We start from the raw sequence: 21878 nt of genomic DNA, 5'->3' as shown, positions 1-21878 counted from the left end.
CACCAGGAGCGGAGAATCGCCCGGTGGAAGATTCCCGTCGAGCGCCGCGAAACCCGTTTCCAGTGGGTCGCGACTCACGTCGCTCCTACATGTCGGCCGGGGCAGACGGTCGAAGCGGTCAGGCCAACGACGTGCGGCCGGTGTCGTTGATCGCCAGCACCCGCACCGACGTCTCGTCCACTTCGACGATGCTCACCGAAGCCACGTCCACCACCAGCCGCAGCATCAGGTCCAGCGGCATCCCCAGGTAGTGCGCCAGCGCCGCGCGGATCGGATCGCCGTGGCCGACCACCACCACCGCCTGGTCCGCGTGCCGCGTCCGCACCGCCTCCAGCCCCTGCACCATCCGCGCCTGCACCTGCAGCATCAGCTCCCCGTGCGGCGCCCCCGAACAGCTGCGCAGCGTGTTGAAGCGGTGGAACCCGGCGTCGCCCTCGAGCGCCTCGAAGCGCTGCCCGGTCCACCCGCCGAACTCCATCTCGAGGAACTCTTCACGGGTGCTGACCGCCCGCCCCAGTACCGTCGCAATCGGTTCCGCGGTTTCCACCGCCCGCTCCAGCGGGCTGCTGCAGACCGCCGCCACCTCCGCCCCGGCGAACCGTTCGGCCAGCGCCTGCGCCTGCCGCCGGCCGGTCCCGTTGAGGCGCACGCCCGGCATGCGCCCGGCAAACGCATGGCCGGACACGTCGTTGGCGGCGTGGCGGATCAGGAACAGACGGGTCATCGGCATCGTCCACGGGCGGCGCCGGCCATTGTCGGGCCGCCGGGTGACCGCGCGGTGAGAACCCCCACCGGAGGGCGCGCGTGCGGATCGGAATACTGACTTTCCATCGCTGCATCAACTACGGCAGCTACTGGCAGGCGCGCTGCCTCGCCGACGGCCTGCGCGCGTGCGGCCACGAAGTCGCGATCCTCGACCACGCCTCGCGCCGGGTCGACATCGCCGAATGGCGTTGCGCGTTCCGGCCGACCCTGCCGCTGCCCACGCCCGCCGAAGACCGGCCGCGCTACCGCGGGAAGGTGCGGCGGTTCTTCGAAGCCTTCGAGGCGCTGCCGACCACGCCGCCCTTTCCGCTCGACGACCCGTCCCGGGCGCCGGCGTTCGACCGGGTGGTGGTCGGCAGCGACGAGGTCTGGAATCTCGTGCACCCGTGGTACGCGCAGCAGCCGCTGTTCTTCGGCGACGGCCTGCGCACGCCGCGGCTGGTGTCCTACGCGGCGAGCTTCGGCAACTACGACCCGTGGTGGGGGCTGGAGCCGCAATGGGCGGAGCGGCTGGGCCGGTTCGATGCGATTTCGGTGCGCGACCACGCCTCGCAGGCGATCGTCGAGAACGCCACCGGGCGGCGCCCCGAGCTGGTGCTCGACCCGTGCCTGCAGTTCCCGCCCGACCTCGACGGCGCAGCCGACGACGACGGACGCACCTGGGGCGGGCACGGCCACGTCGCCGTGTACGGCCACGGCTTCTCGCCGGCCCTGGTCGACCGCCTGCAGCGCTGGGCGCGCCGGCGCGGCCTGCCGCTGGTCAGCATCGGCTACCGCAACGACTGGGCCGACCACCAGTGGCTCGAAGCCGGTCCGCACCAGTTCGCCGGCTTCATGGCCGGCGCCGCGGCGGTGGTCACCAACTTCTTCCATGGCTGCGTGTTCGCGCTGCGCCACCGCAAACCGTTCGCCTGCGAGGAGTCGCCGTATCGCAGCAACAAGGTGCGCGCGCTGATGGCGATCGTCGGCGGCGAACCGCACCTGCTCGCCGAGGGCGACGCGTCGGGTGACCTCGATGCACTGCTGGGCGCGCCGCTCGATCCGGCGATCGGCGAGCGCATCGCGGCGATGCGGCGGCGTTCGGCGCGCTATCTCGACCGCGCGTGCATGGAACCGGCGATGGCATGAGGGCGACGGTGCACGCGACGCCCGGTACCGGTCCGATCGCCCCGGCGGCGGTCGACGGGAAGCCGATCGTGCCGGGCTCGATCGTGCGCGCCGGGCTGTGCATCGGTTGCGGCAGCTGCGCCGCGCAGGCCGGCACGCGTGACGTGAACATGGGCCTGGACGCACACGGCCTGCTGCGTCCGCAGGCCGCGCCGGAGTGGCTGCGCACCGGCCCGGAGCGGTTCGCCGCCACCTGCCCGTTCTCGCCGCTTGCGGCTGACGAGGATGACCTCGCCGCCGGGCTGTTCCCGGACGCGCCGCGCCGTGCGGCGTCGGTCGGGCGTTACCGCGCGGCGTGGGTCGGCCACGTCGCCGAACAGGATTTCCGGCACCGCGGCAGCTCAGGCGGGCTGGTCAGCTGGGTGGCGACCGAACTGCTGCGGCGCGGCGAGGTCGACGCGGTCGCGCACGTGGTCGCCTGCGACGATCCGCCGCATGAGGGACGCCGGTTCCGCTACCGCGTCTCGCGCACCGAAGCCGAGGTGCGCGACGGCGCGCAATCGCGCTACTACCCGGTCGAGCTGTCGGAGGTGCTCGCCGCCATCCGCGCGCAACCCGGTCGCTACGCCGTGGTCGGCATTCCCTGCTTCATCAAGGCGGTGCAACTGCTGCGCCGCGCCGATCCGCTCTACCGCGAGCGCATCCGCTACACGCTGGGCCTGTTCTGCGGCCACATGAAGAGCGCGCGCTTCGTCGACAGCATCGCGCTGCAGAGCGGGGTCGATCCGGCCCGGGTGCGCGGCTTCGATTTCCGCCACAAGGTGCGGGACCGGCCGGCGAACTGGTACAGCGCGCGCATGCGGCTCGACGACGGCGGCACGGTCACGCAGGACTGGTGGCACCTGGCGGATGGCGACTGGGGCGCGGGCTTCTTCATGGCGCCGGCGTGCAACGCCTGCGACGACGTGGTGGCGGAAACCGCCGACGTGTCGTTCGGCGATGCCTGGGTCGAGCCGTACGCATCGGACTGGCAGGGCGCGAACGTGGTGGTGGTGCGATCACCGGTGGTCGCGCGGCTGCTGGACGATGCGGTCGCCGCCGGACGGCTGGCGCTGGGGGCGGTCGATGACGCGTTCGTCGAACAGACCCAGGCCGCCGGGTTGCGGCAGCGGCGCGAGGGACTGGCGTGGCGGCTGGCGCGATGGCACCGCCGGCCGCCGCTGCCACGCAAGCGGGTCGCGCCCGATGCCCGGTCCCCGGCGCGCGGGCGCCGGCTGATCTACGCGATGCGGCGGGCGATCTCGGCGTGGAGCCACCGCGTGTTCCGCCTGGCCCGCGTCATCCGGATGCCGTGGCTGTACACCGGCTGGGCGCGCGGCGCGGCGGCGGTGTACCACGCGCTGGCGTACCACCGTGGCCGACTGGGCACGCTGGCGCGGTGGCTGCGCCTGTAGGAGTGACGGCAGACGCCGGGCACCGGACCCGCGCGGCAGGCCGCAAGCGTTGGCCGGACCCGCCATCGCCCACGCCTGTCCCTCGCGTGCCCGGGCCTGTGTAGGAGCGGCTTCAGCCGCGATCGTCGAATCGTTCGCCCGCGCCAAGGTCACGATCGCGGCTGAAGCCGCTGCTACAAAGGCGTAGGGCGGAAGCGAGTGGGAAACAGGGACTCGCGCTCGCCACGCGCATGCGGAGCGGCCCTGACGCCGGTCACTACCGGCGCGGCCGCTCATCGGAGCGGCCGCGCACCCGTGAGGGCGAAACGCCGCAACGCCGCGGCGACGTCGGCGACGACGCCATCCCAGTCTCCCGGCGCGCGCTGCCGGAACAGGCGCATGCCGGGATACCACGGGCTGTCGTCGCGCCCATCCATCCAGCGCCAGTCCGGATCGTGGTGCAGCAGGGTCCAGGTCGGCACGCCGAGCGCGCCGCCGAGGTGCGCGGGCATCGAGTCGATGGTGACCAGCAGGTCGAGTGCCTGCAGCACGCCCGCATACGCGGCGAGGTCGAACTCGCCGAGGTGCCGGCCACGACGGCCGTCCCAGCCCGCGACGCGGGCGCCAGGCTGGACGATGAACACCGTGCCCGCCGCGGCATCGATCAGCGGCGCGATGGTGTCGAACGACATCGAGCGCGCCGGCTCCCAGTCGCCGCCCTGCCAGACCAGTCCGACCGCCGGGCGGCGCACGTCCCCCGGCAGGGTGATCGGGTCCGCGCGGAGGTAGGGAATGCCGCGCGGCACCGTCGCCGGCGTGCTGCGGAACACGTGCGCGAGCTCCATCACCTCGACGTCGACATCGAAGTCCACGCCGGGTACGCCATCGTGCAACGGCAGCAGGATGTCGATCCCGTCGACGCCGGCGAGCAGCGGCAACAGCTTGGGCTGTGCCCAGACGATCACCTCCGACGCGATCGCGCGCAGCATCGGCATGTAGCGGATGAACTGGAGGGTGTCGCCGAGGCCGTGGTAGCAGCGCACCAGCACCCGTCTGCCGGTCAGCGGCGCGCCGGTCCAGATGTGTTGCAGGTGCCGCGGCAGGTGGCGGCCGTCGGTGGCGGCGCGGGCGGGCAGTCCGGCGTCGCCAATCGTCCACGCCTGTTCCCATTCGCCGCGCCGCATGTGCGCGGTCCACTGATCGGCCAGCGGCGCGGGTGGCGGCCCGGTTTCCGCCGCGGCCGTGGCGCCGGTGGCACCCCGCCGCGGTCGCGGGCGGGCCAGGTCGTCGCCGCCGTTCGCCATCGACCGGCGCATGCGCTCAGGCGTAGCGCCGCATCATCGTCGCGCAGAAATCGGCGAAGCGCTGCGGATCCTTGGGCGCGCTGGTGTGGTGCGGGGCGATGCCTTCGGACTCGGGGGTGAAGCAGAACGTCGCGGTCAGTTCGAAGCCGTCCAGCGCCGCCACCATCCGGTCGAACCAGCGTTCGGCGTCGGGCCGCAGCCAGTCGGCCCAGCTCAGGCCGGTGCGCAGGCGACGTACGCCCAGCCGGCGCAGCCAGGCCACCGCGTCGTCGAGCCGGTGGTCCTCGAAATGGAACCACTGGCAGATGCCCATCTCGGGCGTGTATTCGTGGAAGCGGCGCGCGGCCAGCTTGGGCGTGCCGTCCTCGCGCAGCAGGCCCATGTGGAAATGCCGGTAGTACGACGAGCCCTCCGCCTCCTTGTGCCGGGTGGTCGCCTCCCACGCCTGCGGCAGGTCGTACAGGCTGTACCAGTGGATGCGTGGCACCCGGCCGAGCAGCAGTTCGGCGGTGCGTTGCAGGCCGAAGTCCTGCACCTCCTCGGCGCCGAAGCTGGATACGCCCACCTCCGGCACCCACACCGGCAGCGGCGTGACCGCTTCGATCCCGGCGATCTTGTCGGGCCAGGCGTTCAGCGGCCACGGGTTCCAGTCGCACGGGAACCCGTGCACGCCGACCGCGTCGATGTCGTCGAGCGCACCGAAGGCCTGCATGCGCTGCACGAAGGCCGGGTCGATCGGCGACATGCCGCCGAGCACGCGTGTCACCCGTGGGTTCTCGGCTTTCACCGCCTGCGCGGCCGTGCGAACCATTTCCGCGTACAGCCGCCACTCCGGATCGATCTCCGGGTCCCAGTGCGATTTGTTGTTGGCCTCGTTCCAGAAAGTGACGGCTTCGATCATGTGGTGGGATGGTCCTGGGCGGAGGGAGCGACGTCATCGGAACGGCGGAATGAGGATGCGGACGACATGCGTGGCCTCATGAGGTCTCCACCAGTTCCTCGTAGTAGTCCAGCCCGAGGTGGGTGATCAGGTCCTCGCCCATCAGGTGGCGCAGGGTGTTCTGCAGCTTGATCAGCTGCTTGAAGATGTCGTGCTCGGGACGCAGGCCGGGCGCGGTCTGCGGCGACTTGAAGTAGAACGACAGCCATTCCTGGATGCCCGACATGCCGGCGCGCTTGGCGAGATCGGTGAACAGCGCGAGGTCGAGCACCACCGGCGCGGCGAGGATGGAATCGCGGCAGAGGAAGTTGATCTTGATCTGCATCGGCATGCCGAGCCAGCCGAAGATGTCGATGTTGTCCCAGCTTTCCTTGTTGTCGCCGTGCGGCGGGTAATAGTTGATCCGGACCTTGTGGTAGATGTCGCCGTACAGGTCGGGATTGAGGTCCGGCCGCAGGATGTCCTCGAGCACGCTGAGTTTGGAGACTTCCTTGGTCTTGAAGTTGTCGGGGTGGTCGAGCACGAAACCGTCGCGGTTGCCGAGGATGTTCGACGAGAACCAGCCGCGGATGCCGAGCGCACGCGCCTGCAGGCCGGGCGCGAGGATGGTCTTCATCAGGGTCTGGCCGGTCTTGAAGTCCTTGCCGCCGATGGGGGTGTCGGTCTGCGCCGCCAGCTCGATCAGTGCCGGCACGTCGCAGGTCAGGTTGGGCGCGCCGTTGACGAACGGCACGCCGAGCCTGAGCGCGGCGTAGGCGTAGATCATCGACGGCGGGATCGCCGGGTCGTCGTCGCGCAGGCCCTGCTCGAACGCCTCCAGACTGGCGTGCACCGCCGAGGGCTCGATGTACTTCTCGGTCGAGGCGCACCACACCATCACCAGCCGCGCGCAGTCGTTGGCCTTGCGGAAGCTTTCGATGTCGTCCATCAACGCGCGGGCCAGTTCCGCCTTGCCGGCGGCGGGCTTGACGTGGGTGCCGTCCAGGTACGGCACCACCGCGGGGTCGAACACCGCGGGCATCGGCCGGATTGCCTCGAGTCCGGCGCGTACCGACTGCAGCAGCGCCGGCTCCAGCACTTTGGCGTTGCTCGCCGCTTCGAACACGTTGTCGCTGTAGACGTCCCAGCCGCCGAACACCAGATCGTCGAGTTCGGCCAGTGGGACGAAGTCCTTGATCCGCGGCACGCGGTTCTCGGTGCGTTTGCCGAGCCGGATGTTGCCCATCTGGGTGAGCGAGCCGACCGGTTCGGCGAGGTTCCTGCGGATCGCCTCCACGCCGGCGATGAAGGTGGTGGCCACCGCGCCGAGCCCGGGCATCAGGATGCCGAGCTTGCCGTGCGCCGGTTCGATGATGGTCTGCATGCGCGCCTCCCAGCTTTGTAGCGTCAGGATTGGGGCTGGCAGGTTTTGTGAAGGTGAAGACAACAGTGGCCAGCGGCTGCGCGCCTACGGTGGGCGAGCACGCGAGTGGTTGCGCAGAACGACGACGGCCCGGATAACCGGGCCGTCGGGCGCTGCAGTCGGAACCGCGCGGATCGCGATCAGATCGCGTAGTACATCTGGTACTCGAGCGGATGCGTCGCGGCGCGGAACGCGGTGACTTCCTTCATCTTCAGCCCGATGTAGGCATCGATGAAGTCGTCGGTGAACACGCCGCCGGCCTTGAGGAAGTCGCGGTCCCTGTCGAGCGCCTCCAGCGCCTGGTCGAGGCTGTGGCAGACGGTCGGGATGTTCTTTTCCTCTTCCGGCGGCAGGTCGTACAGGTCCTTGTCGCTCGGCGCACCCGGGTCGATCTGGTTACGGATGCCGTCGAGGCCGGCCATCATCAGCGCGGCGAAGATCAGGTAGCCCGAGTTCATCGGGTCGGGGAAGCGCATCTCGATCCGGCGCGCCTTCGGGTTGGCGACGTACGGGATCCTGCACGAGGCCGAACGGTTGCTCGCCGAGTACGCCAGCATCACCGGCGCCTCGAAGCCCGGCACCAGCCGCTTGTAGCTGTTGGTGGTGGAGTTGGTGAAGGCGTTGATCGCGCGGGCGTGCTTGAAGATGCCGCCGATGTACCAGAGCGCCATCTGGCTGAGGCCGCCGTAGCCGTCGCCGGAGAACAGGTTGGTGCCGCCCTTGGCGAGCGACTGGTGCACGTGCATGCCGCTGCCGTTGTCGCCGACCAGCGGCTTGGGCATGAACGTCGCGGTCTTGCCGTTGCGGTGGGCGACGTTCTTGACGATGTACTTCATCGTCAGCAGCTCGTCTGCCTTCCTGGTGAGCGAGTTGAATTTGGTGCCGATCTCGCACTGGCCGGCGTTGGCGACCTCGTGGTGGTGCACCTCGACCTCGATCCCGACCTGGGTCAGGGTCTTGCACATCTCGGCGCGGATGTCGTGCAGCGAGTCCAGCGGCGCGACCGGGAAGTAGCCGCCCTTCACGCCCGGCCGGTAGCCGGTGTTGCCGCCCTCGTACTCGCGGCCGGAATTCCACGCGGCTTCTTCCGAATCGACGTGGAAGAAGGTGTGGCCCATCTCGTTGGCGTAGCGCACCGAGTCGAAGATGAAGAACTCCGGCTCCGGGCCGAAGAACGCCTGGTCGGCGATGCCGCTGGACTTCAGGAACGCTTCGGCGCGCTTGGCGATGCCGCGGGGGTCGCGCGAGTAGGCCTGCATCGTCGCCGGGTCGAGGATGTCGCAGGTCAGCACCAGCGTCGGGTCGGCGGTGAACGGGTCGAGGAACGCGGTACCGGGGTCGGGCAGCAGCACCATGTCGGAGTCGTGGATGCCCTTCCAGCCGCCGATCGACGAACCGTCGAACATCTTGCCGTCCTCGAACAGCGCGTCGTCGACGATCGATACGGGGTAGGTCACGTGGTGCTGCACGCCGCGCATGTCGGCAAAGCGCAGGTCGACGAATTCGACCCGGTGGTCCTTGATAAGTTTTTCGATGGTGTCGATCGACATGAGGGGCTCCGGAGGCTGGCGGACAGGTGGGCTGCAGGGATGCGGCCGTCGCGGCGTTCGGCGACGGACAACAGGGTGGTTGAAGCATCGTTCGTGCCAACAGCGGGGCAGCTGCAAGTGATTGATCCGGCTAGACTCGCGGTGGCTTGTACGACCGCCGCTGCACCGATGCGGTGCTTCGTTCCGCGACTTGCCCCGTTATGGTGCGGCCGCGCCCGCGCTATTCTCGCGACGTCACCGCCCCGTCCGGCCCTGCTTCCATGTCCGACCTGCTCGCCGCGCTGCTGCTCGGCATCCTCGAAGGCCTCACCGAGTTCCTGCCGGTGTCCAGCACAGGCCACCTGCTGATCGCCCAGCACTTCATTGGCGAGCAACGGCCGGACCTGTTCAACATCGTGATCCAGGCCGGTGCGATCCTCGCGACCACGCTGGTGTTCCGGCGCCGGCTGTGGACGCTGGCGACCGGCCTGGGCGAGCGTGGCAACCGCGACTACGCGATGAAGCTGGCGGTCGCGTTCGGCGTGACCGCCGCGGTCGGGCTGCCGGTGCGGTTGATGGGCTGGGAGCTGCCGGAGACGGTCACGCCGATCGCGTGGGCGCTGATCCTCGGCGGCGTGTGGATGGTGGTGGCCGAGCGGCTGGCCGCGCGCCGTCCCGAGTCGGCCCACATCACCTGGACGGTGGCGGTGCTGGTCGGGCTGGCGCAGGTCGTGGCCGGCGTGTTCCCGGGCACCTCGCGCTCGGCCGCGGCGATCTTCATCGCGCTGCTGGCCGGCACCGGGCAGCGCTCGGCGGCGACCGAGTTCGTGTTCCTGGTCGGCATCCCGACCATGTTCGCGGCCAGCGCCTACGCGCTGCTGGAGCACTTCCTCGACGGCAACGCCGCGCCGGTGGCCTGGGGCGAGCTGGCGCTGGCGTTCGCCGCCGCCACCGCGACGGGCTTCGTCGCCGTGCGCTGGCTGCTGGGCTACATCCGGCAGCACAGCTACACGCCGTTCGCGGTGTACCGCATCGTGCTCGGCGTGGCGTTGCTGCTGTGGTTGCCGGCGGGGATGTAGGAGCCGCGGCGGATCTTCACGGGTGTCCGGCGGCGCGAAGCGGCTTATCGGAAAGCGGGTGTCCGCGCCGGCAGTGGAAGGGTCGGAAGGAACGGGTCCGGCCGGACGTCCGTTCGCCACCGGGCTTCTGTAGGAGCGGCTTCAGCCGCGATCGGATGATCGTCCGCCCACGCCGGTTCCACGATCGCGGCTGAAGCCGCTCCTGCACAAGCCCGTACATTCGCGGGCCGGCGGAGGCATCCAGCGATCGGTAGGAGCGACGTGAGTCGCGAACGGGTTGGACGCGCAGTGGTGCACGTTCAACGCGTCACCGACTGTCGGCGGGTCGCGACTTACGTCGCTCCTCCAAACATCCCGGAGAGCGCAGTGCTGCGATGGCGTCCTAAACCGCCGGTGTGGGCTGCGTGGGATGCAGGCTGTAATGCCCCTGCACCAGCGCCTCGGCGAGCACGTGGCCGTGCATCGCGCGCTGGACGTCGGCGGCGGCGAAGCGGTCGGGCACGTCGAGGTGCTCGACGTCGAGGGCGAACAGGCGGAAGAAGTAGCGGTGGGGGCGCAGGTCGTTGGGCGGCGGGAACGGACCGTCGTAGCCGTGCCAGTCGCCGGCCAGCGCGTCGTCGCCGGCGAACCAGCCGGTGTAGTCGTTGAGGCCCTGCCGCGCCCCGGCGGGGCCGGACGGGTCGTGCTTGCCGTGTTCGGTGACGCTGTCGCTGGCGCTGCCGGCCGGGATCGCGCGCACGTCGGCGGGGATGTCGACCATCGCCCAGTGGCAGAAGTCCGCGCGCGGCTGGTCGACCGGGATCTCGACGCCGTCCTTGTTGACCGTCTCGGCGACGGTCGGGGCATCGGCGTCGATGCACAGCAGGGCGAACGAGCGGGTACCGGCGGGCACGTCGTCCCAGGCCAGGTGCGGGTTGCGGTTGCGGCCGAAGCCGACCGCGTCGGCGTCGCGCACGCCGAGGGCGAACTCGGCCGGGATCGCGCCGCGATGGTCGAAGCTGTCGCTGTGGATGCGCATGTCGGGACTCCGTCGGGACCGGGCCGATGAGTCTGCCAGACCGCCGTGGCGGTGCGGATCTGCGCGGAATGCGCGGGTCCGGATCCCTGTCGTCCGAGGCTTCCGCCGGATGTAGGAGCGGCTTCAGCCGCGATCGGATGATGGCCCGCCCACGCCGGTTCCACGATCGCGGCTGAAGCCGCTCCTACAAGGGCTCGGCACGTACGCACGAGCCCGCGAGTCATCTCGGCACGTCAGGACGCGCGCGGTCCAGAAAACGCTCCCGCGCCCGCCCGGCATCCCAGCGGGCGCCGGGTTATCAGCTGTCCGAATACCCCAGCCGGCGGGCGACCGGCTCCAGCACTTCGAACGCCTCGCGCAGGGGCTCGGCGAAGGTGCGCCAGTGGCCGGCGGGGAAGCGGCCGGCGCCCAGCCGCGCGCGCGGGGCGGCGCGCAGGCGCACGCCCATCGCGTTGGCGAGTGACTGGGCGATCGCGCCGGGGTCCTCGCCGATGCCATCCATGCGCACGAGGCGGTGCGGGAACAGGTTGTCCTCGTGCAGGTCGGCGACTTGCCCGAGCACCTGCGCCAGCCACTGCGCACCGGCCTCCGGCGAGGCCAGCGCGAACGGCGCCGGCGCGCCGAACGCGAGCCAGTCCAGCAGCATGTCGCGCGGGTCGCGCACGGCGACCAGCAGCAACGCTTCCGGCAGGTGCGGGCGCAGCGCGAGCAGCGCCGCGTTGTCCCACCACAACAGCCAGTCGAACACCTGGCCATCCTTGATGCCGCGGCCCGGCAGCGCGGCCCGCCATTCGGCCACCAGCGCGGCCGGATCGGCTTCGCCGCTGCCAAGCGCGTCGATGGTCAGGTAGCGCTGGAACAGGTCGTGCGGCGGGTTGGGGCCGAAGCGGTCGGCCCGCAGCGGGGCGCCGTTGGCGTCGAGGGTGGCGGCAAGCCGCTCCACCAGCGAGCCGGGCGCACCCCACAGCAGCAGCACCGCCGGTGCCGGCGTTTCCAGAGTGGCCAGCGCCGGCCACTCCGCCGGTGCGGTGCCGGGTTGCGGCAGCGGCAGGCGCTGGTCGACCACTTCGGCGTGGATCTCGGCCCAGGTCGCGGCGGCCGCATCGGGCTGGCCCGCGGCGTCGAGGGTGCGGCCGAGCAGCTGGCGCAGGTGGCGCCGCGCGGCGTCGTTGCCGGCATTGGCGAGCAGGCGCTCGACCTGGGCGACGGCGGCGTCCGGGTCGCGCTTGAGCAGGGCGTCGACGATGCGCAGCTCGGCCTGGGCGTGGCCCGGCTGGAGCTCGGTGATGCGGCGGGCGACCGCCTCGGCCTGGTCGGACTCGCCGGCGCGGTCGTGGACGGCGGCCTGCGCCTCCAGCGCCGGCACGAACCCGGGCATCGCCGCCTGCCAGCGCGTGATCACCCCGCGCGCGCCTTCGCCGGCGAACTCCTCGAACAGCAACCGGGCGCGCCACAGGTCGGGCTGCTGCGGGTGCGTCTCCAGCAGCCGGTCGAGCGCGGTGCGGGCCTCGTCGCCGGCATCGAGGCGGCGCCACGCCTCGCCCAAGGCGAGGATCGCGCGACGGTCGGTCGGCTGCGCCTCGAGCGCCGCGAGCAGCAGGTCGCGGGCACGCTCGTTGCGGCCGGCTTCCAGTTCCATCTCGCCGACCAGCCGGCGCAATGCCGGGGTGGCGCGCTCGCCCTCCAGCAACGGCGCGAGCTCATCGGCCGCCTCACCCGCGCGCCCCTGACGGCGCAGCAGGTCGGCGACCAGCGCGCGCAGCGGGATGGAGTCGGGCTGGCCTTCGCGCAGGCGGCGGAACGCCTGCTCGGCAAAGGCGAGGTGGCCCTTGGCGAGATAGGCGAAACCGAGGGCGTGGCGCAGGCTGTGTTCCTCCGGATAACGCTCCGAGGCGCGGCTGAGGATGGCCAGTGCGCGATCGGCATCGCCGCGGCGGAGCGCGAGGTTGCCTTCCAGCGCGGCGATCTGCGGGTGTTCCGGCGCGATGCGGGCGGCGGTGCGGGTCAGCCGCTCGGCCTCGTCGATTTCGCCGCGTCCAAGCGCGAGCTGGGCCTGCAGGATGTACGCCGGGAACTGGTTGGGATCGAGACCGATGCTCCGGGCCAGCGCGGCCTGCGCCTCGTCGAGCTGGCGGGTGCCCAGCAGCATGCCGGCGCGGGCCAGGTGCAGGCCGGCGTCGTCGGGGGCGAGCGCGACCGCGTGGTCGATCGCCTCGATCGCCGCCTCGTTCTGGCCGGACAGGCGCAGCGCGGCGGCCAGCAGGTGGTGCGGTGCCGGGTCCTGCGGCTGCTCGGCCACGGCGGCGCGCGCGGCGGCCAGCGCCTCGTCGGCGGCGCCGCGGCGCAGGGCGTCGATGATCGGTTCGTACATGCAGGACTCTTGCGGTTCGGGACGATCGGCCATTGTAGGCGGGCGGCCACTGGCGCGCCCGGGCGTTGGGTATCATCGCGGGAATGAATGCGCCGCTCTCCTCCACCGGCGCCGCGGCCCGTTCGACGCCGCTGGCGCGCGCCCTCCGCTACCTCGTGCGGGTGCCGATGCTGCTGTGGCACGTGGTGGTGGACCTGCCGCTGGTGCTGTTGCTGATCACCCCGCTCACCAAGGACCTGCGGGTCGGCGGCAGCACCCTCGAACACCGGCTGATCCGGGCCTGGTCGACCGGGCTGATGCGGGTGTTCGGCTTCCGCATGCGGCGGGTCGGCACGCCGTTGCCAGGGGCGGCGATGTTCGTCGCCAACCACGTCAGCTGGGTCGACATCACCGCGCTGCACAGCCAGCGGATGATGGGCTTCGTCGCCAAGCGCGAGATCCGCAGCTGGCCGCTGGTGGGCTGGATGGCGACCCGGGCGCAGACCATCTTCCACGCCCGCGGCAGCACCGAGTCGCTCGGCGGGGTGCTGCACGAGATGCTCGCGCGCCTGCGCAACGGCCAGGCGGTCGGGGTGTTTCCCGAAGGCGGGGCGCGCGGCGGCGGCGAGATCGGGCCGTTCCACGCGCGGATCTTCATGGCGGCGGTCGAGGCCGGCGTGCCGGTGCAGCCGGTCGCGCTGCTGTACGGCGAGGGCGGATCGGCCCAGCGCCTCGTCGCGTTCGCGAAGGGGGAGAGCTTCCTCGGCAATTTCCTGCGCCTGCTTGGCGAGCCGGCGCGCGTGGCCGAGGTGCATTTCCTCGCCCCCATCGCGCCGGACGAGCTGGAAGGGCGCCGGCGCATCGCCGAACTCGCCCGCACCCGCATCATCGAGGCCATGGCCGCTTGAGCGGCGGCCCGGCTCCTGCCGCCGGCGTGCCCGCCCCGTCGTTGACCGCCGCCGGTTTCCGCCCGCCCCGCTGGCTGCGCGGCGCCCATCTGCAGACCGCGCTCGGCTCCAGCGGGCTGCGCCAGCGCCGCGGCGAGCGCGATCTGCTGGCCAGCGGCGCCACCACCACCGAGCACCTGGTCGACGGCGGCGACGGCGTGCGCCTGCTCGGCCTGCACAGTGTGCCGCCAGGGATCGAACCGCGTGGATTGGCGCTGCTGCTGCACGGCTGGGAGGGCAGCGTCGATTCCAGCTACATGCGGCTGACCGCGGCGCAGCTGCTGGCCCGCGGGTTCGAGGTGTTCCGGCTCAACTTCCGCGACCACGGCGATACCCACCACCTCAACGAGGAGATCTTCCACTCGTGCCGGATCGACGAAGTGGTGCACGCCGCGGTGGACGTCGCCCGGCGCTTCGCCCGGCGGCCGCTGGTGGTGGCCGGCTACTCGCTCGGCGGCAACTTCGCCCTGCGCCTGGCGCTGCGCGCGCCGGCGGCCGGCTTGCCGCTGGCCCACGTCGCCGCGGTCTGCCCGGTGATCGACCCGGGCCGCACGATGGACGCGATGGAACGCGGGCTGCCGGTGTACCAGTGGCATTTCGAGCGCAAGTGGCGCAGCTCGCTGGTGCGCAAGCGCGAGCTGTTCCCGCAGCGGCATGATTTCGACGACGCCGTGCTCGGCCTGCGCCTGCGGCCGCTCACGCGCTGGCTGGTCGAGCGGCAGACCGAGTTCGGCACGCTCGAGCGCTATTTCGACGGCTATTCGATCGCCGGTGACCGGCTCGCCGGCCTGCAGGTGCCGACCAGCATCCTGATGGCGGCCGACGACCCGGTGATCCCGTTCGACGACTTCCGCGCGTTGCAGCTGCCGGCGTCGACCCGGCTGGAAGTGTCGCCGCGCGGCGGCCACTGCGGGTTCATCGAGAATGCGCGGCTGGACGGCTTCGCCGAGCGCTGGATCGCGCAGCGGCTGGCCGACGCGGTATCGGGGCTGGTGCCCGGCGCGGGTTTCGGGTCCTTGTAGGAGCGGCTTCAGCCGCGATCCGAACGTGGCGAGCCCGCGCCGGCATCCGATCGCGGCTGAAGCCGCTCCTACAAGAGCCCTGCGGCGCGCGTCGATGTGCGGTCGCTCCGCTCCTGCCGGTGCCGGCGGCGTGAAACCCGAGCTGCCGTCGCAACCACCGTCCCCGCCGGTGCGGCGGCCGGCAGGCTCAACCCGCGCTGATCACCGCCAGCGTCAGCCGCGAGATGCAGACGAGGTGGCCGGCATCGTCCTCGATCCGGATTTCCCAGACCTGGGTGCGGCCGCCGACATGCACCGGCCGGGCGGTGCCGGTGACGGTGCCGGAACGCGCCGCGCGCACGTGGTTGGCGTTGATCTCGAGCCCGACGCAGACCTTGCCTTCGGGCACGCACAGGTTGCCGGCGCTGCTGCCCAGGGTTTCGGCCAGCAGCACCGACGCGCCGCCGTGCAGCAGGCCGTAGGGCTGGCGGGTGCGCTCGTCGACCGGCATGGTGCCGCGCAGGTAATCGGCGCCGACCTCGGTGAACACGATGCCGAGCGGCTCCATCGCGGTGCCGCGGGACAGCTCGTTGAGGCGCTGCACGCTGGCGGTGCGGCGGAAAGGCGAAACAGGGCGGTCGTTCTGGCTCATCGGGCCACGATAGCCGAGCGCCGCGGCCACCGGCCAGCAGAAAACCCCGGGGCCGGACGGCTGACAGGGGAGGTCAGCGGACCGGTCCCGGGGTGCCGGGGAAACATTGCGGAGGGCGCCACGGCCCTGCGTGGCGGTGCGTGCCGGACAAGGCGCGCTCAGGCGCAGCGGAACAGGCGCGGACCGTTGCCGCTCACGTACTGGCGCGAGGTGGCGTAGCCGCTGCTGGAGCCGTAGCCGACGCCGAAGTCGCGCTCGCGGCGGCTGCCGGTGGAGGACGGGGCGTTCGAGGTGTACGGGCGGGTCGCCTGGGTCGGGCGCGGGGTGGACGGGGTGCGGAGGGCGATGGTGTTCATGGCGGTTTTCCTGCGGTCGGGGGAGTGTTGGTGCCTCGGTGTGTTGGTAAAGTACAACACCTGAGCGCGACCGCCATGGGCCGGAAGTCACCCCACCGACGACAGGGGCGGTACGGGCACGTGCCTGCAGGGTTCCGGCGCGTCCGCGCGCCGCGGGGCGACTACAGAATGGGTGCCAGCCCGGCGCCAAACGCGGTGAAAAGCCGCGTCGGCAGGCCCTTCAGGGCCGGATTGACCTCCGGGAAGTCGCCCACCGGCCGATGGCACTCCCGGAAGCCCGGATCGTCCGGCGGCAGCGGCGCCGGGCAGGACGGCCCCGGCACGTACTCGTAGCTGGTGGCATACCGCACCGGCCACAGATCGAACAGCGGCAGGTACTCCGACGCCTTCGCCAGCGAGTACTCCAGCCCCGACAGCACCGGCGGCTTGTCGCGCGGCGCGATCACCCACGAATTGGCCGGGCTGATGTCGCGCCGGATGCTCTGCGCCAGCGCGGCCGCGAACGCGGGGTCCTCGATCACCACCGCGCTTTCGGTGTTGTAGCGGTCGCCGCGGGGATCGAAATTGTGCGTCCCCACCACGCCGATGCGCTCGTCGATCACCAGCGACTTGGCATGCATCCCGACCCGCACTCCCGCGCGCTTGAGCGGCACCGGCTCGTTCGCGCGGCGATGCAGGTAGCGCGTCGCCCCGTACTCCGAGCCCAGCGGCTGCCGGTAGCGCGCGGTGCGCAGGACGCTGTCGCGGTCCGGCGGGCGGGTCTGCGGGCGCTCGGGCCGTGGGACGTAATCGGGCAGGAACGCCCCGGTGGCGCCGAGGTCGACCGGCGCATCGGCCGGGAACGGCCTGTATTCGTAGATGTTGAAGCCGAACTCGCGCAGGTAGCGGCGCTTGTACTTGTACGACAACGCGTAGGCGATGAACGCGTCGGTCGCCGCCAGGCTGTTGGTCGATATGACGATGCGCGGCGCGTCGGCGCGCTCGTGCAACTGGCCGAACATCTCCTGCGCGGCATCCGACAGCACCAGGTAGGGCGTCTGCAGCAGGACCTCGTCCTGCGCCGATTCGATCAGCCCGCGCAGCGAGTCCGACGCGACCGCGCGGCTGGCCGCGTTCTCGGCGCGGTGCTTGTCGGGGGTGTCGGAGATGTAGCGCACGTCGCCCACCGGCAGCGCCGGCTCGACCAGCCGTTCGCGCACCAGCGCCGCATCGGCGGCGTCGGCGCGCATCGCCTCGGCGCGTTCGGGGCGCTCGTAATCGTGCGGCGGCAGTTGCGGTACGCCGTCCTCCAGCAGCGCGCCGCCGACGTCCACCAGGCGCGCCGGCGGCACGCTACGGCGGTCATTCCAGAACATCTCGAAATCCGCGCCCATCTCGCGCGCGACCGGGCCGGCGACCAGCAGGTCGCGGTCGCGGAAGTTGTACTCGTCGTCCCAGTCGTAATAGGTGTCCTGGTAGTTGCGCCCGCCGGTGATGCCGATCGCGCCGTCCACCAGCAGCAGCTTGGTGTGCATGCGCTGGTTGAGCTGGCGCCAGCAGCACGCGGCGGCGAGCACGTACTGCGGATAGCTGATCCGCGCCCGCCGCAGCACCGGGTTGTACAGCTTGACCCGGAAGTTGGCGTGGGCCCCGGCCAGCGCGGCCAGCGTCTCCACGTTGCGCAGCGCCGAGAGCTGGTCCATCAGCAGCCGCACGCGCACCCCGCGGCGGGCGGCGGCCAGCAACTCGTCGAGCACCAGCCGGCCGGCATCGTCCTCGTCGAAGATGTAGGTCTGCAGGTCGATCGCGGTGGTCGCGCTGCGGATCAGGTTGATCCGCGCCAGCAGCGCGTCGGTGCCGCGGTCGAGGATCAGGGCGTAGTGGCGCGGCTGCTCCGGGGTGGATTCGGCGAACGCGCGGCCGGCCAGCTCCCGCAACGGCGACGGCTGCGCGCAATGGTCGTCGGCCTCGCAGGTCAGCGTGGCCGGGCGCGCCGCGGCGGCGATCGCGACCGCGCGGTCGGCCTCCTGCGGAGACAGCGTCGCGCACGCCGACAGCAGCAGCGCGAGCATCGCGCCGGCGAGACGCCACGGCCTCATGCCGGATCGTCCTGCAGGCGCACCCGCATGCGGAAACGCACGGTGTCGGTGATCACCAGGCGCCAGCCGTCCAGGCCGTAGTCGCTGCGCGAGACCACGCCGGTGGCGACCACGTCGCAATCGTGCCCGGGCCGCGAGCAGGTCGCCGGCGACAGGGTGAACGTCTCCATCCGGCTGACCCCGTGCATGGTCAGCCGCCCGCGCAGGCGGCCGCCATCGTGGGCGAGCTCGGCCAGGTGCGGTTCGGACACGAACTCGATCCACGGAAAGCGCGCCGAATCGAAGAAGCGGTCGCCGCGCGCCAGTTCGGTATAGCGCTCCGAACCTTCCACCTCGACCGCCGCGGTGGCGAGCATGATCCGCACCTGCATGCGGCCGTCGGGCAGCGTGTGCAGCGCGCCCTGATGCCGCGGGAACACGCCGTCGACGCGCTGGCCCCAGCGGGTGCGCAACTCGAACGCGAACCGGGTGTGCACCGGGTCGAACCCGGTCGGCGCCGCCCCGGGTACGGACTGCGGCGCATAGTCGGAACCCTGCTGCAGCGACAGCGCGGCCGCCGGCCCCGCCAGCGCCCCCGCCATCAACCAGCCGATCCAGTGACGCTTGCGGGTCACGGCCACCAGAAGGCGCTGAGCTGCGCGATGCCCGGTTCCAGCGGCACCCCGGCCGGCAGGCTCAGCACCGCGATGCCGGCCGGCGGCATGCCGCGGTAGTCGCCGGACTGGCCGCTGTGCAGCAGCGCGGCGAGTTGCTCCATGCCCGGGTTGTGGCCGACCAGCAGCAGCCGCTCGACCTCGGCATGGCTGTCGGCCAGCGCGATCAGCGCGCCCGGGCTGGCCTCGTAGATCGAGTCCTCGACCCGTTGCTCGACGTAACCAACCACCCCGAGCACCGCCTCCAGCGTCTCGCGGGTGCGCCGCGACGGCGAGCACAGCACGCAGTCGGGGACCAGCTTCTGCGACGCCAGCCAGCGGCCGGCGGCCTCGGCTTCGGCGATGCCCTCGGCGGAAAGCGCCCGGTCGAGATCGGCCTGGTCCGGCTGGGCCGATTCGGCGTGGGCGTGGCGGAGCAGGATCAGTTCGCGCATGGCGGAGGACTCGACGGGAGAAGCAGGGAAGGCGGCGGCAGCGGTGCCGGCGAGGCGGCAGCATGGCGCGACCGGCGTGAGCGGGCCGTGGCGCCGCGGCCGCCGGTCGCGCGGGCGGGCACTAGCGCTTCAGCCACCGCAGCAGCGGCTGCCAGTCCGCCTGGTGTTCGCGCACCTGGGCGGAATGGTAGTCGAACAGGCTCTTGCCGAGCCCGCACAGCAGCACGTAGGCCTGGCTGTCGCGCAGCTGCGCCACCACCGGGTACGGCCACTGCTTGAGCAGGCCGACCACCTCCTGCGAGGCGTGGGTCCATGGCCGCAGCCGGTTGGCGACCAGTCCGACCCGCAGCTCGCCGCGACGGACCCGCGGATGGCGCGCGAGGGTGTCGAGGAAGTCGACGCTCGCCTCGATATCGAATGTCGACGGCAGCACCGGCACCACCACCGCGTCCGCGACCTCCAGGAACGACCCGAGGTCGTCGGCCATGGCGCCGGCGGCGCCGTCGATCACGACGCGGTCGGTGCCCTTCGGCAACTGTGACTGCCATGACTTGCGACCGGTGCCGTCGACCGGCAGCACCGCGCTGGGCAGGGCCGAGCGCCGTTGCGCCCAGCGCATGGACGAGCCCTGCGGGTCGGCGTCGACCAGCACGGTGTTGCACCCGTCGAGCGCCGCCTGGGCGGCGAGGTGGGTGGCGATGGTGGTCTTGCCGGCGCCACCCTTCGAACTGGCCACGAGTACGGTCTTCATGCGGTTCCCCTGTCAGGCGGCGCAGACGGCACTGGAAGCCGGAGCGTACACCGGTGGGCGCCGCACGGCCGCGCTCAGCCGGCCGACGGCACGCGTCCGGTCGTGATCAATGCCCGCTTGCGAGTGTCATCGGGCAGCCAGTCGGCCGGAGGCTCAGGTGCGATGCCATTCTGGTCCAGAAGGGCGCGCCACGCGCCCACTTCGCCGGCCTGCGCCCACAGCCGCGCGTGTTGCGACGGAGTCAGTCCGGACGTCGGGCCGGCCAGCGGGAGGGCCCGCTCGTACAGCCACGCGTACTCGCGCAACCGCTCGCGCCACGGTCCGCCGGCGGGCTCATGGGTGGTCAATCGGACCAGCAGGTCCAGTGCCAGCGCGGGATACAGGACCATGTTGGTGTTGCCGGCCATCTGTCCGAGCACCTCGACGCAATCCTGCTTCAGTGCGGCCTCCATGTGGGCATCGGGATCGCACATGCCGGTCAGCGACTGCAACGGCATCATCGACAGTGCGGCCCATTGGGCCATCGCTTCGACCGCGTGGAGGTCCTCGCTGGTGAGCGGGCCGCCGAACCCGTACGCCACTCCCAGCGCCTCGCCCACGTCCGGCGGGAGCGGCGGCAGCGTGACGCCCGATTTCGCCTCGAGGACCAGCTCGAGCAGAGCGAGGTCATAAGGTTCGAAGCGCCCTGCCTCCGCGGCCAGCCGCAGGTGGGTGTGGGCCGCTATGACGTCGCCGGCCGAATGCGCGGCGTGCAGCGCCAGCAGCTGGACGGCCGAACTGTCCGCATCGACCTGGAGCAGGCGCGAGGTGGCGCCGGCGCTGTCGCAATCCAGATTGGCCACGACGCAACCGGTGGCTTCCCACCAGGCGACCAGCGGATCGGCCGGGGTGGCATGGCGCGCGGCGTCGAACCAGCCGACGACGTGCTCCGGCAGGACCAGGGTGAAGTCCGACATCGCACCGGGGCGCGGGTCGGCGTCGGTGGCCTCGGGACGGGACAACAGCACGGCTGCGAGCAGGTTGCGCGGCGTGCCGGTGGCTGCCAGCGCATCGATGTGCGCACGGGTCGCGGTGTCCGCCGCCCGCTGCCAGCGCTCGTTGGCTGCGCGGATGGCCGGGTCGGCGGCGAGGTTGACGAGGCGCTGCATCTCCGGCGGCAGCGGCAGCTGGAGAGCTTCCAGGCATTCGGCAGCGGCCCGTTCGTCGGGCAATTCAAAGCATGCGTTGAGGGCGGCCTGCTCGGCTTCGCTCAACTCGGGCGGTTGCGGCATCGCGGCGCAAACGTTACCGGCCCACATCAGCGACAGCGCCATCGCTGCCTTCAGCGTTCTGTACATCCGTGTTCTCCTTCTGACGGATCCCATCCGAGCTTAGCTCCAACCGGCAACCAGATGCGCCCACAACGGCAGGGTCGCCAACGACAGCAGCAGGCCGTAGCCGACCATGGCCGCGGCCAGTCTCGGGGCGGGGTGGTGGGCGATCGCGAGGGCGCCGGCGGTGACCATCGGCGGCATCGCCGACTCGAGCACGGTCGCCTGCGCCATGTCGCCATGCAGCCCCAGCCGCGGCACGATGGCCCAGGTCAGTGCCGGCAACACCAAGAGCTTCAGCACCAGGCCGCCGGCCAGTGGCTTGAGTTCGTCGCGCGGCAGGGCGAAGCGGACCGACAGGCCGATGGTCAGCATCGCCAGCGGGAGTAGCGCGTCGGATAGCCGCTGTAGGCCGCCGGCGATCCACGCCGGTGGGTCGGCCGGCATCACCGTGAAGCCGAGCAGCAGCGCCCACAGCGGTGGGAAGCGGACGATCCGCGCGGCCACGCCACCCATCGTTCGAAGACCAGCCGGGGTGCGTAACGCAGCACCGCCGCCGGCAGGCAGACATACAGCACGACCAGGTTCAACGTCTGCGCGGCGCTGGCGGGCAGCACGCGCAGGCGCTGGAACAGGTAGCCCAGCGCGAGCATCGCCAGCACCAGGGCAAACGCGTCGAAAGCCATCGGATCACGTCATCGGCGCCGCGGCGCACGGCGGGGCGGGCATTGTCGCAGCGGCAATCGGTCGACCCTACGACCGGCGATGC

General features: G+C 71.6%; 19 protein-coding genes and 1 pseudogene. 5 read left to right on the top strand and 15 right to left on the bottom strand.

What is annotated here, in order from left to right; all coding sequences use genetic code 11:
- Positions 1-118 precede the first annotated feature (118 nt).
- Positions 119-724, bottom strand: a complete 606-nt coding sequence (locus U8331_RS00620) for a histidine phosphatase family protein (protein ID WP_481131705.1) — start codon at positions 722-724, stop codon at positions 119-121.
- 80 nt (positions 725-804) lie between these two features.
- Here U8331_RS00620 and U8331_RS00615 point away from each other — a divergent pair, with 80 nt between their 5' ends.
- Both U8331_RS00615 and U8331_RS00610 read left to right on the top strand, forming a co-directional pair.
- Positions 805-1893 carry a polysaccharide pyruvyl transferase family protein gene (locus tag U8331_RS00615; RefSeq protein ID WP_481131704.1) on the top strand — a complete coding sequence of 363 codons (1089 nt, stop codon included), beginning with the start codon at positions 805-807 and terminating at the stop codon, positions 1891-1893.
- Positions 1890-3326, top strand: coding sequence for a Coenzyme F420 hydrogenase/dehydrogenase, beta subunit C-terminal domain (locus U8331_RS00610; protein WP_481131703.1), 1437 nt, complete (start codon positions 1890-1892; stop codon positions 3324-3326). Before U8331_RS00615 ends, U8331_RS00610 begins: the two co-directional genes overlap by 4 nt.
- Positions 3327-3598: 272 nt before the next feature.
- On the opposite strand, the gene U8331_RS00605 is transcribed toward U8331_RS00610, so the two are convergent.
- The 4 genes from U8331_RS00605 to glnA all read right to left on the bottom strand — a co-directional run bounded on the left by U8331_RS00605 (position 3599) and on the right by glnA (position 8501).
- Entirely contained in the window at positions 3599-4621 is a 1023-nt protein-coding gene (locus U8331_RS00605; RefSeq protein WP_481131702.1) for a glycosyltransferase family protein, read from the bottom strand.
- Between the two features lie 4 nt (positions 4622-4625).
- A complete protein-coding gene (locus U8331_RS00600; RefSeq protein ID WP_481131701.1) occupies positions 4626-5510 on the bottom strand; it encodes a glycoside hydrolase 5 family protein in 885 nt (294 codons plus the stop codon).
- Between the two features lie 76 nt (positions 5511-5586).
- Entirely contained in the window at positions 5587-6912 is a 1326-nt protein-coding gene (locus tag U8331_RS00595) for an inositol-3-phosphate synthase (RefSeq protein WP_481131700.1), read from the bottom strand.
- Positions 6913-7091: 179 nt separating this feature from the next.
- Complete coding sequence (gene glnA, locus U8331_RS00590; protein WP_481131699.1) at positions 7092-8501, bottom strand: type I glutamate--ammonia ligase; 1410 nt, start codon at positions 8499-8501, stop codon at positions 7092-7094.
- 260 nt (positions 8502-8761) lie between these two features.
- Between glnA and U8331_RS00585 the strand changes: the two genes are divergently transcribed.
- A complete protein-coding gene (locus U8331_RS00585; protein WP_481131698.1) occupies positions 8762-9559 on the top strand; it encodes an undecaprenyl-diphosphate phosphatase in 798 nt (265 codons plus the stop codon).
- A 382-nt stretch (positions 9560-9941) separates the two neighbouring features.
- On the opposite strand, the gene U8331_RS00580 is transcribed toward U8331_RS00585, so the two are convergent.
- Both U8331_RS00580 and U8331_RS00575 read right to left on the bottom strand, forming a co-directional pair.
- Positions 9942-10577, bottom strand: coding sequence for a YbhB/YbcL family Raf kinase inhibitor-like protein (locus U8331_RS00580; protein ID WP_481131697.1), 636 nt, complete (start codon positions 10575-10577; stop codon positions 9942-9944).
- Positions 10578-10875: 298 nt separating this feature from the next.
- Positions 10876-12948: a tetratricopeptide repeat protein gene (locus U8331_RS00575; protein WP_481131696.1), complete on the bottom strand. Its 2073-nt coding sequence runs from the start codon at positions 12946-12948 to the stop codon at positions 10876-10878.
- 83 nt (positions 12949-13031) lie between these two features.
- Between U8331_RS00575 and U8331_RS00570 the strand changes: the two genes are divergently transcribed.
- Together U8331_RS00570 and U8331_RS00565 are read left to right on the top strand one after the other, a co-directional pair.
- On the top strand, positions 13032-13835 hold the full coding sequence (locus tag U8331_RS00570; protein ID WP_481131695.1) for a lysophospholipid acyltransferase family protein: 804 nt from the start codon (positions 13032-13034) through the stop codon (positions 13833-13835).
- A gap of 41 nt (positions 13836-13876) precedes the next feature.
- A complete protein-coding gene (locus tag U8331_RS00565) occupies positions 13877-14896 on the top strand; it encodes a YheT family hydrolase (RefSeq protein WP_481132858.1) in 1020 nt (339 codons plus the stop codon).
- 187 nt (positions 14897-15083) lie between these two features.
- Here the strand turns inward: U8331_RS00565 and U8331_RS00560 are convergent, their stop codons facing one another.
- The 8 genes and pseudogenes from U8331_RS00560 to U8331_RS00525 all read right to left on the bottom strand — a co-directional run bounded on the left by U8331_RS00560 (position 15084) and on the right by U8331_RS00525 (position 21795).
- Positions 15084-15527 carry a hotdog fold thioesterase gene (locus tag U8331_RS00560; protein ID WP_481131694.1) on the bottom strand — a complete coding sequence of 148 codons (444 nt, stop codon included), beginning with the start codon at positions 15525-15527 and terminating at the stop codon, positions 15084-15086.
- Between the two features lie 158 nt (positions 15528-15685).
- Positions 15686-15883 carry a hypothetical protein gene (locus U8331_RS00555; protein WP_481131693.1) on the bottom strand — a complete coding sequence of 66 codons (198 nt, stop codon included), beginning with the start codon at positions 15881-15883 and terminating at the stop codon, positions 15686-15688.
- A 161-nt stretch (positions 15884-16044) separates the two neighbouring features.
- Complete coding sequence (locus tag U8331_RS00550; RefSeq protein WP_481131692.1) at positions 16045-17961, bottom strand: phospholipase D family protein; 1917 nt, start codon at positions 17959-17961, stop codon at positions 16045-16047.
- Positions 17958-18575: a YceI family protein gene (locus U8331_RS00545; RefSeq protein WP_481131691.1), complete on the bottom strand. Its 618-nt coding sequence runs from the start codon at positions 18573-18575 to the stop codon at positions 17958-17960. The genes U8331_RS00550 and U8331_RS00545 overlap by 4 nt, the downstream gene beginning before the upstream one ends.
- A complete protein-coding gene (locus U8331_RS00540; protein WP_481131690.1) occupies positions 18572-19048 on the bottom strand; it encodes a SixA phosphatase family protein in 477 nt (158 codons plus the stop codon). The genes U8331_RS00545 and U8331_RS00540 overlap by 4 nt, the downstream gene beginning before the upstream one ends.
- A 121-nt stretch (positions 19049-19169) precedes the next feature.
- A complete protein-coding gene (locus U8331_RS00535) occupies positions 19170-19799 on the bottom strand; it encodes a nucleotide-binding protein (protein ID WP_481131689.1) in 630 nt (209 codons plus the stop codon).
- Positions 19800-19873: 74 nt separating this feature from the next.
- The gene (locus tag U8331_RS00530) at positions 19874-21136 is read right to left on the bottom strand and encodes a hypothetical protein (protein WP_481131688.1); all 1263 of its coding nucleotides are present in this window, start codon (positions 21134-21136) and stop codon (positions 19874-19876) included.
- Positions 21137-21169: 33 nt separating this feature from the next.
- Positions 21170-21795 (bottom strand): annotated as a pseudogene (locus U8331_RS00525) (AEC family transporter).
- Positions 21796-21878: the final 83 nt, after the last annotated feature.

The sequence above is a fragment of the Lysobacter sp. CC-YZS074 genome, from assembly GCF_056739745.1.
The sequence above is the reverse complement of the archived record's forward strand: the minus strand, read 5'-3'. Positions and strand labels throughout refer to the sequence as shown.